At 61.9% G+C, this 15,525-nt stretch carries 9 protein-coding genes; 8 read left to right on the top strand and 1 reads right to left on the bottom strand.

What is annotated here, in order from left to right; genetic code table 11:
* The first annotated feature begins 189 nt into the window (after positions 1–189).
* Together WA070_RS06430 and WA070_RS06425 are read left to right on the top strand one after the other, a co-directional pair.
* Entirely contained in the window at positions 190–2,304 is a 2,115-nt protein-coding gene (locus WA070_RS06430) for an alpha-glucuronidase family glycosyl hydrolase (protein WP_422633268.1), read from the top strand.
* Positions 2,301–5,522: a glycoside hydrolase family 2 TIM barrel-domain containing protein gene (locus tag WA070_RS06425; protein ID WP_422633267.1), complete on the top strand. Its 3,222-nt coding sequence runs from the start codon at positions 2,301–2,303 to the stop codon at positions 5,520–5,522. Before WA070_RS06430 ends, WA070_RS06425 begins: the two co-directional genes overlap by 4 nt.
* 100 nt (positions 5,523–5,622) lie before the next feature.
* Here the strand turns inward: WA070_RS06425 and WA070_RS06420 are convergent, their stop codons facing one another.
* On the bottom strand, positions 5,623–5,775 hold the full coding sequence (locus WA070_RS06420; RefSeq protein WP_422633266.1) for a LacI family DNA-binding transcriptional regulator: 153 nt from the start codon (positions 5,773–5,775) through the stop codon (positions 5,623–5,625).
* 258 nt (positions 5,776–6,033) lie between these two features.
* Here WA070_RS06420 and WA070_RS06415 point away from each other — a divergent pair, with 258 nt between their 5' ends.
* From WA070_RS06415 to WA070_RS06390, 6 genes are all read left to right on the top strand, one after another.
* The gene (locus WA070_RS06415) at positions 6,034–8,412 is read left to right on the top strand and encodes a TonB-dependent receptor (protein WP_422633265.1); all 2,379 of its coding nucleotides are present in this window, start codon (positions 6,034–6,036) and stop codon (positions 8,410–8,412) included.
* 83 nt (positions 8,413–8,495) lie between these two features.
* Positions 8,496–10,427 (top strand): glycoside hydrolase family 3 protein, encoded by a 1,932-nt coding sequence (locus WA070_RS06410; RefSeq protein WP_422633264.1) that lies wholly within the window; start codon positions 8,496–8,498, stop codon positions 10,425–10,427.
* A 137-nt stretch (positions 10,428–10,564) separates the two neighbouring features.
* The gene (locus tag WA070_RS06405; protein ID WP_422633263.1) at positions 10,565–10,993 is read left to right on the top strand and encodes a hypothetical protein; all 429 of its coding nucleotides are present in this window, start codon (positions 10,565–10,567) and stop codon (positions 10,991–10,993) included.
* 12 nt (positions 10,994–11,005) lie between these two features.
* On the top strand, positions 11,006–12,610 hold the full coding sequence (locus WA070_RS06400; RefSeq protein ID WP_422633262.1) for an alpha-amylase family glycosyl hydrolase: 1,605 nt from the start codon (positions 11,006–11,008) through the stop codon (positions 12,608–12,610).
* Between the two features lies 1 nt (position 12,611).
* Positions 12,612–13,622 (top strand): glycosyltransferase family 4 protein, encoded by a 1,011-nt coding sequence (locus tag WA070_RS06395; RefSeq protein WP_422633261.1) that lies wholly within the window; start codon positions 12,612–12,614, stop codon positions 13,620–13,622.
* A 184-nt stretch (positions 13,623–13,806) separates the two neighbouring features.
* A partial coding sequence (locus WA070_RS06390) for a TonB-dependent receptor (protein ID WP_422633260.1) occupies positions 13,807–15,525 on the top strand: 1,719 nt, incomplete at its 3' end.

The raw sequence follows: 15,525 nt of genomic DNA, 5'->3' as shown, positions 1-15,525 counted from the left end.
ATAAATCGCCGATTTCGCATCAAGCCACCCCTCCAAACGCGTTTCATGCCGACATTATGGCTTGCCGTAGCATGATTGATAGCGTTACCATCAAGGAACGGCCCGGCTGTTGTCAATCCCCTTAAAGGCGGATTGCCTGACCGGTCACGGGGAGAGGCTATGAAGAGGTTGCTGCGCCTGGCATTGATAATGCTGGCTTTTCTGAACATCACGCAGGGTGCGTGGGCGGAAGACGGCTATGATCTCTGGCTGCGCTATCGCCCCGTGCCCAATGCACAGGCCATTCAGCCACACAGCATCACCGCCCCCGGCCACTCCCCAACCGTGAAGGCAGCCGTCGCCGAACTGACACGCGGTCTCACGGGCCTCACCGGCCAAGCCCCCGCCACCGACGCCATGCTCCGCGACGGCGCACTCTGGCTCGCTACCCCGACCGATTCGCCAGACATCGCGCGCCTCGCCCCCGGCCTGACGAAACTCGGTGCGGAAGGTTACGCCATCCGCTCCCTCTCCCGCGACGGCAAGGCCGTAACCCTGATCGCCGCCAACAGCGACAGGGGGCTGCTCTATGGCAGCTTCCATTATCTGCGCCTCGCAGCCAGCGGCGCGCCACTCGCCCGACTGGACGTGCGCGAAAGCCCCCGCATTGATCTGCGCCTCCTCAACCATTGGGACAATCTGGATGGTCAGGTCGAGCGCGGCTATGCCGGATCGTCGATCTGGGACTGGTGGACGCTACCCGATGACAAGGGCGCGCGTTATACCGACTATGCCCGCGCCAATGCATCGATCGGCATCAACGGCACTGTCCTCAACAATGTAAACGCAAAAGCGGAAAGCCTCACCCCCTTCTACATTGCCAAGGCCGCCGCGCTCGCCGACGTCTTTCGTCCCTATGGCATCAAAGTCTATCTATCGGTCAAATGGACCGCGCCGATGGAACTGGGCGGCCTCAAAACCGCCGACCCGCTCGACCCCGCCGTCGTCGCATGGTGGCGAGCCAAGGCCGACGAAATTTACGCCACCATCCCCGATTTCGGCGGCTTTCTGGTCAAGGCCAATAGCGAAGGCCAGCCGGGACCGCAGGATTACAAGCGCACCCATGCCGATGGCGCAAACATGCTCGCCGCCGCCGTCAAACCCCATGGCGGCATCGTGATGTGGCGCGCCTTCGTCTATGCCCATGACAATCCCGACGACCGCGCCAAACAGGCCTATAGCGATTTCAAGCCACTCGATGGCCAGTTCGCCGACAATGTCATTGTGCAGGTCAAAAATGGTGCGATCGACTTTCAGCCGCGTGAACCCTTCCACCCCCTCTTCGGCGCGATGCCCAAAACGCCGCTGATGATGGAGTTTCAGATTACCAAGGAATATCTGGGCCAGCGCACCCACCTGACCTATCTTGGCCCCCTGTTCGAAGAAGTGCTGCGCGCCGACACGATGGCGCGGGGCAAGGGATCGACGGTGGCGAAAGTCATCGACGGATCGCTCGACAACCACCGGCTGACTGGCATCGCGGGCGTCGCCAATATCGGCACGGACCGGACGTGGAGTGGCTCTGTCTTCAACCAGGCCGACTGGTATGCGTTCGGGCGCATGGCGTGGAACCCGGACCTGTCGGCGCAGGCGGTCGCGCGCGAATGGGCGGCGCAGACCTTCTCCCCCGCCCCGTCCGTCATCGACCCTATCGTCACCATGATGATGGGATCGCGCGAAGCCGCCGTTAATTATATGACCCCGCTTGGCCTTGCCCATATCATGGCGACCGGCCATCATTATGGTCCCGGCCCATGGGTGTCGGACCTCGCTCGCCCGGAATGGAACCCGGTCTATTATCATCGCGCCGACGCCAGCGGCATCGGGTTCGACCGCACGAAAACCGGCAGCAACGCCATCGCTCAATATGCGCCCGCACTGGCCCGCAGGCTGGCCGATCCCAGAACCACGCCGGAACGCGACCTGCTGTGGTTCCACCATGTCGGCTGGGACCAGAAACTCGCGTTCGGCGAAACGCTGTGGAACGCGCTCGTCCATCATTATGATGCAGGCGTCGCGGACGTGGTGGCCATGCAGGCGACATGGAACGGCTTGGCGCAGCAGATCGACGCCGACCGCTTCGCCCAGACGCAAACCTTCCTCGCCATCCAGCATCGGGAAGCGATATGGTGGCGCGACGCCTGCATCGCCTATTTCCAGTCCATTGCGAAACGCCCCCTGCCGCCGGGCAGCGCCGCCCCCGCGCATCCGCTCGACTGGTACAAGGCGCTGCAATTCCCCTTCGCACCAGGAAACCCGAAATGATCGTCCCTGCTCGCCGCCTGATCGCGCTCGCTTTACTCGCCTCGACCGCGCCTGTCTTTGCGCAGGGCCGCCCGGTCGTCCCCCTGTCGCCGCAGATCGACGCCAGCCGCCCCGACTGGGAAAATCCGGCGGTCTTCGAACGCGGCAAGTTGCCCGCGCGCGCTACGGCCTTCCCGTTCGAAAGCCGCGACCTCGCGCTGGCGAACGATCCGGCGGCGTCGAAACGCTTCCTCTCCCTCAACGGCCAGTGGCAGTTCCATTTCTCGCCCAATGTCGATCGCGCACCCGCCGACTTTTATCGCGACGATTTCGACGTGTCCGGCTGGAAACAGATCCGCGTCCCCGCCGACTGGCAGGCGGAGGGTTACGATCAGGCGCGCTACAACAACATCACCTACCCCTTCCCCGCCAACCGGCCGCTGATCCCGCATGATCGTAACCCCGTTGGCTCCTACCGCCGCGACGTGGACCTGCCGACGGACTGGTCGGGGCAGGACGTCATCCTGCACATCGGCGCGGCGGGATCGGCCTATTATGTCTGGGTCAACGGGCAACAGGTCGGCTATAGCGAGGACAGCAAATTGCCGTCCGAATTTGACGTCACGCGTTTCCTGCGCCCCGGCAAAAACACTATCGCACTGCGCATCTATCGCTGGTCGGACGGCTCCTATCTGGAGGATCAGGATTTCTGGCGCGTGTCCGGCATCGAACGCGACGTCTTCCTGATGGCCGCGCCCAAGACGCGCATCCGTGATTTTGCCGTGCGCGCTGGCCTGACTAACGACTGGCGCGACGGCACGCTGGACGTCACTGCCAAGGTGCTGCCCGCCAGCAAGGCGGCATCGGTGCGCGTCACCCTGCTGGACGGTGCGAAGGCTTTGGTAAGCCGCACCGCCGCCGTCCGCCCCGGCAGCACGGAACAATCCATTCGCCTCACCGACCGGATAGCGAACATACGCCCATGGTCGGCGGAAACGCCCAACCTCTACACCATGCTCATCGAACTGGTCGATGCCAAGGGCGCGGTCGTGCAGGCGACCCGGCAGCGCGTCGGCTTCCGCGATGTGGCGATCCGCAACGGCCAGCTGATGGTCAATGGCCAGCCGGTCTATATTCGCGGCGTCAACCGCCACGAACATGATCCCGAAACCTTCCACCTCATCTCGATGGACTCGATGCGGCGCGACATCATCATGATGAAGCGCAACAACGTCAATGCCGTGCGCACGTCCCACTATCCCAACGATCCGCGCTGGTATGATCTGGCCGACGAATATGGCCTCTATGTCATGGACGAGGCGAATATCGAATCCCACGCCTATATGGAAATGGGGTGGAAGGGCGATGCGGAGCGTGAACTTTACCAGTTGGGCTATGACAAGGCATGGGACGCCGCCCATGTTTCGCGCGTCGCCAACATGGTCGAGCGCGACAAGAACCACCCGTCCATCATCTTCTGGTCGCTGGGCAATGAAGCGGGCATCGGCCCGGCATTTGAAAAGGCCGCCGCCGAAGCCCGTCGCCGCGACCCCACGCGCCTCATCAACTATCTGGGCTGGGGGACATTGGAAGAACCCAAACCCAACGCCTATGCCGACATCTTCGCACCCATGTATTACAGTGTCGCGCAAACCATTGAATATGCACGCGACAAACGCTTCACCCAGCCGCTGATCCAGTGCGAATATGCCCATATGCAGGGCAATAGCGGCGGCAACCTCACCGACTATTGGGACGCCATCTACGCCAATCCCAAATTGCAGGGCGGTTTCATCTGGGATTGGGTAGACCAGTCCATGTATGCCCGCGACGACAATGGCGAACCCTATTGGGGGACCGGCAATCTCTACGGTCCCAATCCGGGCGGCGACATCGAATTTGGCGACGGCCTGATCCAGCCGGATCGCACGCCCAACCCCCACCTGTTCGAACTGCGCAAAGTCTATCAGCCCATCACCTTCCGCGCGCAGGATGCAGCGGCAGGACGCTTTACCGCGATCAACCGCAACGATTTCCGCAACCTCGCCGATTATGATCTGGGCTGGATACTGATGGACGACGGCGTCGAAATCGCACGCGGCGACCTGCCTGCCATGAACGTCGCCGCGAGAGAGGAAAAGGCACTGGCCGTCCCCGTCCCGCAGGATCGGCAGGCCGGGCATGAATATGTCGTCACCCTGACCGCGCGCGCGCGCGCCGGAAGCGAGGCGCTGATACCCGCCGGACATCTAATCGCCTGGGATCAGTTCGTCCTTCCCGTCCAGAACATCATTAAATCAGTATCTTCTGAGCCAGTCCGTATAAATGATGACAAGAAAGCACTGACGCTATCGGCAGCAGGCATGGACCTCCAGGTCGATCGCGCCACTGGCCTGATCACCTATCGTAAGGACGGTCGCACATTGCTCTCAGGCGGCACCCCCAACTTCTACCGCGCCCTGACCGACAACGACATCGGCACCCGCGTCGATCGCACCCACAACATCTGGAAAACCGCCTCGACCCAGCGGACCGTCAAAGCCCTCAAGGTAGAGCGAAGTGCAAAAGCTGTGGTCCTCACTCTGGAATTTACCGTCGGCGAAAACGTCGCCAGCTTCACCAGCCGCTACCAGATGCATGGCGATGGCAGCGTCTCGGTGGACGCCCAATTCACCCCGCTCGCCACCACCCTGCCCGATCCGCTGCGCGTCGGCCTTGCCTTCCAGATGCCCACCGACTTCACCGACGTGGAATGGTATGGCAAAGGGCCACATGAAAGCTATGGAGACCGACAGGCCGGCGCACCACTGGGCCGTTGGGCCGGCGCGATCGCCGACCAGAACCACGACTATATGCGCCCGCAGGAAACCGGCAACAAGGTCGGCGTCCGCTGGCTGTCCGTGCGCGGCACAAACCAGCCGACCCTGACAGTGCGCGGCGACCAGCCGCTCTCCGCTAACATCCTCGCCTTCCCCTATGAAGACCTCTCCCGCCGCCCGCCCGGCACCCGCAAAAGCAGCGATATAGTACCCCACGGTCATGTCAGCCTGATGATCGACGCCGTGCAAAGCGGCGTCGGCGGCACCGATAGCTGGAGCGCAAACGGCAGGCCGCTGGAAGCCTATCGCGTGCCCCTGAACCCGTTACGCTATGGCTTCACGATGGAGATCTCGAAAAACGTCAGAGCCGCACGCGGCGCACGCCCCGCCACCGCGACTGGCACCCCGGTGGAGTTTTAAGCAGCGCCTGCCGCACAAGGCTGACGCGCCCCCGGTACGCGCTCCCTTTCTCATGGCATTGCAGGGCAGTTGCAATCGGCCTCCCAGCCGCACCGCAATCTCAAAGCAGGCGTCCAGTTGACTTCCGCGTACTCTCCCGCACGCGCGGGCTGTTGTTGAGCACATTGGATACGGTCATCGCCGACACGCCAGCTTGTTCCGCCACGGTCTGGATGGTGATGGCCTGGCTGGCGCGGCGCCCCGTACGGGCCATGAGGAATCCTTCTTGTAAAGGGGCGGGCATGGACATCCCCAGATCACTTTAACGCGATATTTCTCATGGGTGCAAATGTCCCGCATGTGCCCTGTGGCATAAAATCCGCATGCACGCCGGAATAATGTAGCGCTATAATTTCTCGATTGACACTTTCCTCTCCCTTCTTGATTTAGCGCTACAACCGAGCGGCGGGACCGCTGTTCGTTGATGATGTAATGATGACGCGCGAACCAATGCGTCGACAGGGGAGGATATATGCTTTTTTCCAAAGCCATGATGATGCACCGCACTGCGGTGTCCATCTTCAGCCTGGGCGTCGCGATCGCGCCTAACGCCGTATTCGCGCAGGACGCCGCGCCGCAATCGCCGGTACTCGACGGGACCGATATCGTCGTCACCGCGCAAAAGCGGGCGGAGCGCTTGCAGGACGTGCCTCTGGCCGTAACGGCCGTAAGCGCCGACGCGCTCGCCAATCGCCAGATCAACGACAGCAGTTCGCTGGTGCAGGCCGTGCCCTCGCTGACATTCCAGCAGGGCGCGACCCCTACGAACAACAGCTTCCGTATCCGGGGCATCGGCACCGCGCTCTTTGGCCAGGGCGTCGAATCGTCGGTATCCACAGTCGTCGATGGCGTCGTCGCCGTGCGCCAGACGCAGGGCTTCACCGACCTGGCCGACATCGAGCGCGTCGAAGTGCTGCGCGGTCCGCAGGGCACGCTGTTCGGCAAGAACGCAACCGCGGGCGTCATCAGCGTCACGACCGCCCGCCCTTCGCGCGAATTTGAAGGCCGGGGCGAATTCACAATCGCCGAACATGGCGAATATCGCGCGCGTGGCACCGTATCCGGCCCGATCACCGATACGCTGCGCGCCCGCGTCACCGGTTTCTACAACGACGTGCGCGGCGTCGCCCGCAACATCGCCACTAACAGCTGGGACAACGGGTCCAAATCCTGGGGTGTGCGCGGCAAGCTGGAATGGGATGCGACCGACAATCTGAACCTGCTGTTTGCGGGCGAATATCGCAAGACCAAAGCGGATTGCTGTGCATCGACCTGGATCGCGATCACCAATCCCAATCTCCAGACGCTGGTCGGCCCGATCAACGCCACACGCACCAACCGGACCCTGAACGACGAAACCGTCACCTATTCCAACAGCGACCAGCAAACCTATTCGTTGCAGGCCGACTGGGATCTGGGCGCTGCTACCGTGACGTCGATCTCCGCCTATCAATCCTATAATCTGGACGTGAACCAGCCGATCGAGCGCATCAACAGCACAGTGCCCCTGTTCGTAGGCGCGGCTGCATCCTATGCGATGTGGAGCCAGAACCATGGTCAGGTCGACCTGAGCGCCTTCAGCCAGGAACTGCGCATCGCCAATAATGGCGGCGGCGACTTCAACTATGTCGCCGGTGTGTTCTACATGCATTCCGATATCAAGCGTCCGTTCGACCGTCGCCGCGCCCGCTGCACCGCCGGAACCTTCGGCCAGCCATGCGCGCCAGCCAACACCATCTACCAATCCTCGGCCAGCAACATCCGGCTGAAGCAGGATAGCATCGCCGCCTTCGGCCAGGTCGATTATCGTATCGTCGGCGGGCTGAAAGCCATTGGCGGCCTGCGCGTGCAATATGAAAAGGGCACGAATGGCGGCAGCCGAATCTCCCCCCTCGTTCCGGGTGACGCAATCCTGCCGGGCAATGCGCCGGTCAGCGGATCTATTTCGGCAGACGACACTGCGGTTACCGGCAAGGCCGGCCTACAATATGAATTCAGCCGCAATGCCCAGGTCTATGCCAGCTATACCCGCGGGTATAAGGGACTGGGTTACGAGATGGAAATCTCCGCCGACCTCGCGAACCAGCGCGTGCTGGAGCCGGAACATGTGAATGCCTATGAAATCGGCTTCAAGGGTCGAACATCCGACGGCGTCCTTAGCATTAGCACCGCGCTGTTCCTGGCGGACTATTCGAACCTTCAGGTACAGGCCAACCGGTCCGACATCGCTGCGGGCGTGGTCCAGTTCGTGTCCACCAACGCAGGCAAGTCACGCACCAAGGGCTTTGAGATCGAGGCGACCGTGCGTCCCGACGATCATTTCAGCCTGACCGGCGCGGTCACCTATTCGGATGCGACGATCGACATCGACGGTCTGAACTGCCCTCAGCAATTGAACGCCGCAGCGCCCGTCCTGTCGGGCATGCCGACCAATATCTGCTACCGCACTGCGGCGGGTGTTACCCCGACGCAGAATCTGCGCGGCGCAACCCAGCCGGTCAGCCCGAAGTGGAAGATCACGGTTGCACCCCGTTACGAAGCGGACATTCCGGGCACCGACTTCGCAGGTTTCGCGCAGGTTGGCGTCAATTTCCAGAGCAAGATGAACTTCTCGGTCGAACAGGATCCACTGCTGGAACAGCCCGCCTATGCGCTGGTCGATGCCAGCATCGGCGTGAAGCAGATCGATGGCCGTTACAGCCTGACCCTGTTCGTCAAAAACCTGTTCGACGAAAACTATCTGACCAGCATCGGCCACACATCCTTCCTGGGTGGCAATTATGATCTGGTCGGCACGTTCAATAAGGACGCGGATCGCTATTTCGGCGCCACTCTCGGCATGAAATTTTGATCATCGGGCGCGGCGGCTCTGGTCGCCGCGCCATTTACCGGGTTCAGTCCGGTCGATGCTTTTTGCGGGAAGGAACAGTTGCGATGCCAGGCTTGCTCAGGATCGCTACGGCGTCGCTGTTCGTTCTGGCGCTGGCGGGCGCAGCATCGCCGCCCAAAGGCTGGCGCGACCTCAACCATAATGGCCGCCTCGACCGCTATGAGGATGTACGCGCGCCGATCAATGAGCGCATCGAGGATTTGCTGAGGCAAATGACGCTGGCGGAAAAAGCGGGCATGATGCTGCATGGCACGCTGCCTACGCCCGGCTCCTCGATCGGTTTCGCAGGTACGATCTACGATCAGACCGCGACCACCGCCCTGTTGCGCGACCGCCATATCTCCAGCTTCATCACCCGGCTGGTCGTTTCCCCCGCCGCCCTCGCTACCCAGAATAACGCCGTGCAGAAACTGGCGGAGGCTGGCCGCCTTGGCATCCCCGCCACGATCAGCACCGATCCGCGCCACCATTTTCAGGCGACGCTGGGCGCGAGTACGACCGGCGGCGGTTTCTCGCTCTGGCCCGATACGTTGGGCTTCGCCGCACTGGGCGACGCAGCGACGATACGCCGCTTTGGCGACATCGCCCGCGCCGAATATCGCGCCGTGGGCATCCACATGGCCCTGTCGCCCCAGGCCGACCTTGCCACCGAACCACGATGGGCACGCTTTTCCGCCACCTTCGGTTCCGATCCCGACACCGTATCCCGGCTGGCAGGCGCGTATGTCGAGGGGTTCCAGCAGGGCCGCAACGGCGTCACCGCACAGGGCGTCGCCACTATCGTCAAACATTGGGTCGGCTATGGTGCGGAACCGGAAGGGTTTGACGGGCATAATGTCTACGGGCGCAACGCGACGCTGACCGACGCCTCGTTCGTGGATCATGTTCGCGCCTTCGACGGAGCGCTGGAGGCACACAGCGCGGGCGTGATGCCCACCTATGTCATCGTGCGCGGTCCAAAGGTCGCCGGCAAGCCGCTGGAACCCGTCGGCGGCGGCTTCAACAAGCAATTGCTGTCCGGCCTGCTACGCGGCGACAAGGGGTATCGCGGCCTGATCGTTTCCGACTGGTCGATCACCCGCGATTGTCCGCAGGCCTGCATGGCTCCCGATGCCGCCAATCCGCAGACACCCGCATCGATCGGCATGCCATGGGGCATGGAAAGCGCCGACAAGACCACCCGGCTTTCTAAGGGCATAGAGGCGGGCATCGACCAGTTCGGCGGTGCGGACGACGCGGCGCCGATTCTGGATGCGGTCGCCAAAGGACTTGTCAGCGAACAGCGGATCGACGAGTCCGTCCGCCGCGTGCTGCGCCTGAAATTCGAACAGGGGCTGTTCGACAATCCCTATGTCGATGCGCACGCCGCCGCCAGGATAGTGGGCAATCCACTGGCCCAGAGCCAGGCCGACGCCGTTCAGCGCGCCAGCCAGGTGCTGCTGCGCAACGACAATGCCACCCTGCCGGTCGCCCCCGGAAAGCGCATATGGCTGCATGGCGTCGATCCCGTGGCGGCACGAGCGGCTGGTTTCGTCGTGGTGGATGATCCAGCACAGGCCGACGTCGCACTGGTCCGCACCGCCACGCCGTTCGAAACGCTCCACCCCCATCATTTCTTTGGCGCGCGCCAACATGAAGGGCGACTGGATTTCCGCGCCAGCGACCCGGATGTGCAAGCCATCGCGCGCGCATCCGCGCATGTGCCCACCATCGTCGCGGTAGAAATGGATCGCCCGGCGGTCCTGACCGTGATCGAACCCATGGCCCGCGCACTGATCGTCACCTTCGGCGCAAGCGACGCAGCCGTGCTGGACGTCGTGCGTGGCCGGGCCATTGCAAAGGGTCGCCTGCCCTTCTCCCTCCCCCGGTCGATGGCCGATGTCGCAGCGCAGCGCCCCGACCTGCCCGACGATGGTCCGCCACCGGCCTATCCGCGCGGCGCGGGGATTGTGCTCAGGGCGGCGACCAGTGACTGACGGCATGGTCCATTTGCCCGGCGGCACGTTTCTGATGGGGTCGGACCGCTTTTGCGCGCTGGCCGGAGTCGCGCCGGACATCAGGGATTATCCCGGCATGAACGACCTTTTCGCCGACCCCGGCAACCCGCCAACCCGTGTCGATCGGCTTCGTCGCCATCTATGTTCTGGCGCAGTTTGGCATATGGGTCGCACTGCTCACACCTGTGGTCCTCACTCTGGCAATCAGAGTCGGCGACATCGCCAGCGAAGCCGAAAAAGGGCGCTGGCTGGGCATGATTTTGGCGATCGGCGCCTTCGTCACCCTGGTCGCGACACCGCTGTGCGGCGCGTTGTCCGACCGCACGTCGCAAACCGCTCGTCTTTCTCGCCGCCACGCTGGAGGCAGCAGGCTTCCTGACGATCGCGCTCGCCTCTTCAGTGCCGCCATCTACCCGACCGGCATGGTTTTGCCCTACTCGGCGCATTCGCCATCTGCCCGGTACGGCGGTCCAGATGGGACCGGCATCATATTGCTGGACGGGCGGGACAGTGGGGCGCTACCCCATGCTCCCCGAAACCGCTAATCGGACGCACGCATGTCCAACACCCCGCCTGCCGCTCATCCATGGTGGGAAAGCGGCATAATCTACCAAATCTATCCCCGGTCGTTTCAGGACAGCGATGGCGATGGCGTGGGCGATCTTACCGGGGTCGAAGCGCGCCTCGACCATATCGTATCGCTGGGTGTCGATGCGGTCTGGCTGTCCCCGATCTTCCCCTCTCCCATGGCCGACTTCGGCTATGACGTCGCCGATTATTGCGATATCGACCCGATGTTCGGCGACCTCGCTGCTTTTGACCGCCTGCTCGCCGCCGTCCACGCGCGCGGATTGAAACTCATCCTCGATTTCGTGCCGAACCACAGTTCCGACCAGCATCCATGGTTCATCGCCAGCCGATCCTCACGGCTCGATCCCAAGCGGGACTGGTATATCTGGCGCGATGCGCAGGCCGATGGCGGACCACCGAACAACTGGATCAGCGACTTCGGCGGATCGGCCTGGCAATGGGACGCGGCGACGGGGCAATATTATCTCCATGCCTTTCTGAAGGAACAGCCAGACCTCAACTGGCGCAACCCGGACCTGCGCGCCGCGATGATGGACGTGCTGCGTTTCTGGCTGGATCGTGGCGTCGATGGCTTTCGCATCGACGTCCTGTGGCACATCTTCAAGGCCGACGGCCTGCCCGACAATCCGCCCAACCCGCACTGGACGCCTGAACAGACCGAACGCGACCGGCTGATCCAGCGTCATTCCACCGACCAGCCCGAAGCCCATGCGATCTCCGCCGATATGCGGGCGCTGGCAGACAGTTATGGCGACAGGGTTCTGATCGGCGAGATATTCCTGCCCAATGATCGCCATGCCCGCTGGTACGGCACGGCGGATCGACCGCAAGTCCATCTGCCGTTCAATTTCCAGCTCATCGAAAATGCCTGGGACGCAAAAACGCTCTCCCGGCTGATCGCGGACTATGAAGCGGCCCTGCCGCCGTTCGGCTGGCCCAACTGGGTCATCGGCAGCCATGATGCCCCCCGTATCGCAGCGCGGATCGGCGATGCGCAAGCTCGGGTGGCGGCGATGTTGCTACTGACTTTGCGAGGAACGCCGACCCTCTATCAGGGCGACGAAATTGGTATCGGGCGCGTGGACATCCCGCCAGACCGCATTCGCGACCCCCAGCATATGCAGCAACCTACGCTCGACATCGGTCGCGATCGGTCGCGGACGCCCATGCCGTGGGATGCTTCCCCCAATGCGGGTTTTTCCAGTGGGGATCCATGGCTGCCCCTCAACGCAGACTGGCCAAGCCGCAATGTCAAAGCGCAGCAGGATGACCAGGCCTCGATACTGACGCTTTATCGCACCCTTATCGCCCTGCGCCGATCGACACCGGCGCTTTCTATCGGCAGCTATCGCGCAGCTGGGGCCGATAAGGATGTACTCGCCTACGAACGAGGGCATAGGGGCGATCGCCTGCTGATCGTCCTCAATCTGTCCGCGCAGATACGCAGCTTGCTCCTACCGCCCGGAACGCGGATAGCGACTATACTGGCATCTACACTGGCACTTGCGCCAATCGACAGTAGCGTGAGGGCCAATGAGGCTCTGATCCTGCGCCTTGAGGATATCGTCTGACATGAAGATTGCGATGCTGGCGCCCATCGCCTGGCGCACGCCGCCACGCCATTATGGCCCGTGGGAACTGGTCACCAGCCTGCTGACGGAGGCGCTGGTCGCGCGCGGCATAGACGTCACCCTGTTTGCGACACAGGACAGCGTGACCTGCGCGACCCTGGACGCCGTCGTCCCAGCCCCCTATTGCGAAGACCCGTCGATCGACGCGAAAGTGTGGGAATTCCGCCATCTGGCTCATCTGTTTGGCAAAGCGGACCAGTTCGACCTGATCCACAATCAGGCCGATTTCCCCGCCCATGCCTTTGCTCACCTGGTCGATACGCCGATCGTCACTACCATCCATGGCTTCTCGTCCGATCGGATTTTGCCGATGTATGCGCCGTTCCAGGATCGCATCCATTATGTCGCAATCAGTGAGGCGGACCGTCACCCGGCGCTACGTTATGCCGCGACGATCCATCATGGCGTCGATCTGAACGAATTTAGCTTCGACGCGGAAGGAAGCGACAGGCTGCTCTTCTTTGGCCGCATCCATCCCGACAAGGGCGCCAAGGAGGCCATCGCCCTCGCCCGCGAGGTCGGTCAGCCGCTCGACCTCTATGGCATCGTGCAAGATCAAGGCTATTATGAGCGAGAGGTATCGCCCGCGACTGACGACAGCCTCGTTCATTACCACGGCCCCGTCGGCGGCACAGCGCGGATCGTGGCTCTGGGATCGGCCAAGGCGCTGATTCACCTCATCAATTTTGACGAGCCATTCGGACTGTCCGTTATCGAGGCGATGGCGTCAGGCACGCCCGTCATCGCCACCCGCCGCGGATCGATGCCCGAACTGATCCAGCATGGCGTAAATGGTTTCCTGGTGGATGGCCCGGATGAAGCCGTAGAAGCGCTGGCGCGGATCGATGAACTGGACAGGGCGACAGTGCGCAAAACAGTCGGCGACAGGTTTACGATTGAGAAAATGGCCGATGCCTATGTCGGCCTGTATCGTCAAATATTGGGCGGCTGATCCGTCACCGACAGGCACCGCGTAACTTGCCCGGCATGTCATGAGACCATGTGGCTGGGACGCTACATTGCAAACATTCGAACAGTCGCAAATCGGTAATCGATCAGACGTTTAGACGAAACAATGTCCCCCTAAGCGCACGGCAACACCGGCGGGAAAAGCTGGTTGATCCAAAGGGGACATCATGATCAACATGCGCAGCCGGATGGCCATTACGGCCTCCGGCCTCATTCTCGCGGCCTCCACCATGTCGGCCTATGCCGCCGACACAGTCGTGCCTGATGCGGCCGCAGATGGCGCGGGGCTTGAGGCGATTGTCGTTACCGCCCAAAAGCGGCCTGAGAACCTTCAATCCACGCCCATTTCCATGTCGGTGATGCGGGCTGAAGATCTGGTCAATAGGCATGTCACATCCTTGCTCGATCTGGGTGACGGCGCCATCCCGTCGCTAAAGATCGCACCATTCTATTCCCGCAATTCGGCGCTGATTGTGAACATTCGCGGCATCGGCGTATTGTCCGACGCCAACCAGCCAGCGCGCGATCAGGGCGTGGGCATGTATATCGACGGCGTCTATCTCGGCCGTGCTCAGGGGTTAGGCACCGCCTTGTTCGATATCGAGAATATCGAAGTGCTCAAAGGCCCGCAGGGAACACTGTTCGGGCGCAATACTGAAGGCGGCGCGGTGAATATCGTGACCAAAAAGCCAACCGGCGAATTTCACGTCAACGGCACTGGCGGCATCGGTAATTTCGGCAGCTACAAAGGCGAAGTCCATATCGACCTGCCGTCTTTCAACAATATCGCGTTGAAGATCGACGGCGTCATCGCCCATCGCGATCCGCTGGTAAAGAACCCGCTTGCCGGATCGGAAGGCTTCAATCAATATGACAAGCGCGGCCTGCATGTCGAAGCGCTGTGGAGTCCTTCGTCCGATTTCAGCGCGGATTACAGCTTTGATATTTCCAAGGATGAATCGACGTCGCAATATTTGAACCTGATCGCTGCCGGAACGAACAGGCTTGCCGCCGCCGCCACGATCCAGCCGGATCGTGTGCGCACTGCTAATGTCGGCGTGCCGCAGATGCCCAGTGTCGGCAAAGTGCATGGCCATCGCCTGACCCTCGACTGGCAAGTAGCGCCAGAGATCATGTTGAAGTCGATCACTGCCTATCGAAAGCTAAGCCAGAGCCAATTCGATAATGGTTCGGCTGCCAGTTCAATGTCGATTCCAGCAGCGACGTTCAATCCGGTGACAGGCTTCAACGGCTTCCAGTTCGCCCGCGACAGCCTGGCCCGGTTCGACCAGAATCAATGGAGCCAGGAGTTTCAGGCGATCGGCGATATAGGCCGGGTCAAGTTCGTGACTGGCGCACTCTATTATCGCGAACATGTCGCTGACGATGCGCAGGCGTTTAACACCAATGTCTTCACCAATGTCGCCGGATCGACTTACACTGCCAGCTTCATCGATCCCGCAACGCAGCGGATCGACCGTGCCAGCCATGTCACCACCAAAAGCATCGGCGCATTCGGTCAGGCAAACTGGACCCCGGACATCTGGAACGACGCCGTTCACCTGACGGGAGGCCTGCGCTGGACGAAGGACAGCAAGCACGGCGCGCTTGAAATCGTCAACGGCTTACTGCCGGTCAACCGGAATGGCGTGTCGGGCGAAATCGGGCTGGACGCCAGCTGGACGCGGGTCGATCCGATGGTCAACCTTGCGATCGATCTGAGCCGGGACATTCATGTCTATGGCAAATGGTCCACAGGCTATAAATCGGGCGGCGCCAATTCGCGCAGTCAGGAATGTCAACGGCGGAGCAAAAGTCGGCCATTCGGCGGCGTAAAACCAGGCCATCGTGTTACATGCCGGGGGGAGTGGCGTGAGGGCGTAGCC

Origin of the sequence: Sphingobium sp. (genome assembly GCF_049304695.1) — a bacterium.
GTDB lineage: Bacteria > Pseudomonadota > Alphaproteobacteria > Sphingomonadales > Sphingomonadaceae > Sphingobium.
This window is presented reverse-complemented; position numbering and strand designations above follow the sequence as displayed.

Excerpts from the sequence above, each read along its gene's own strand:
- WA070_RS06395 (WP_422633261.1), top strand. The coding sequence starts at position 12,612 with ATGAAGATTGCGATGCTGGCGCCCATCGCCTGGCGCACGCCGCCACGC.
- WA070_RS06420 (WP_422633266.1), bottom strand. The coding sequence starts at position 5,775 with ATGGCCCGTACGGGGCGCCGCGCCAGCCAGGCCATCACCATCCAGACC.
- WA070_RS06425 (WP_422633267.1), top strand. The coding sequence starts at position 2,301 with ATGATCGTCCCTGCTCGCCGCCTGATCGCGCTCGCTTTACTCGCCTCG.
- WA070_RS06410 (WP_422633264.1), top strand. The coding sequence starts at position 8,496 with ATGCCAGGCTTGCTCAGGATCGCTACGGCGTCGCTGTTCGTTCTGGCG.
- WA070_RS06400 (WP_422633262.1), top strand. The coding sequence starts at position 11,006 with ATGTCCAACACCCCGCCTGCCGCTCATCCATGGTGGGAAAGCGGCATA.
- WA070_RS06430 (WP_422633268.1), top strand. The coding sequence starts at position 190 with ATGCTGGCTTTTCTGAACATCACGCAGGGTGCGTGGGCGGAAGACGGC.
- WA070_RS06415 (WP_422633265.1), top strand. The coding sequence starts at position 6,034 with ATGCTTTTTTCCAAAGCCATGATGATGCACCGCACTGCGGTGTCCATC.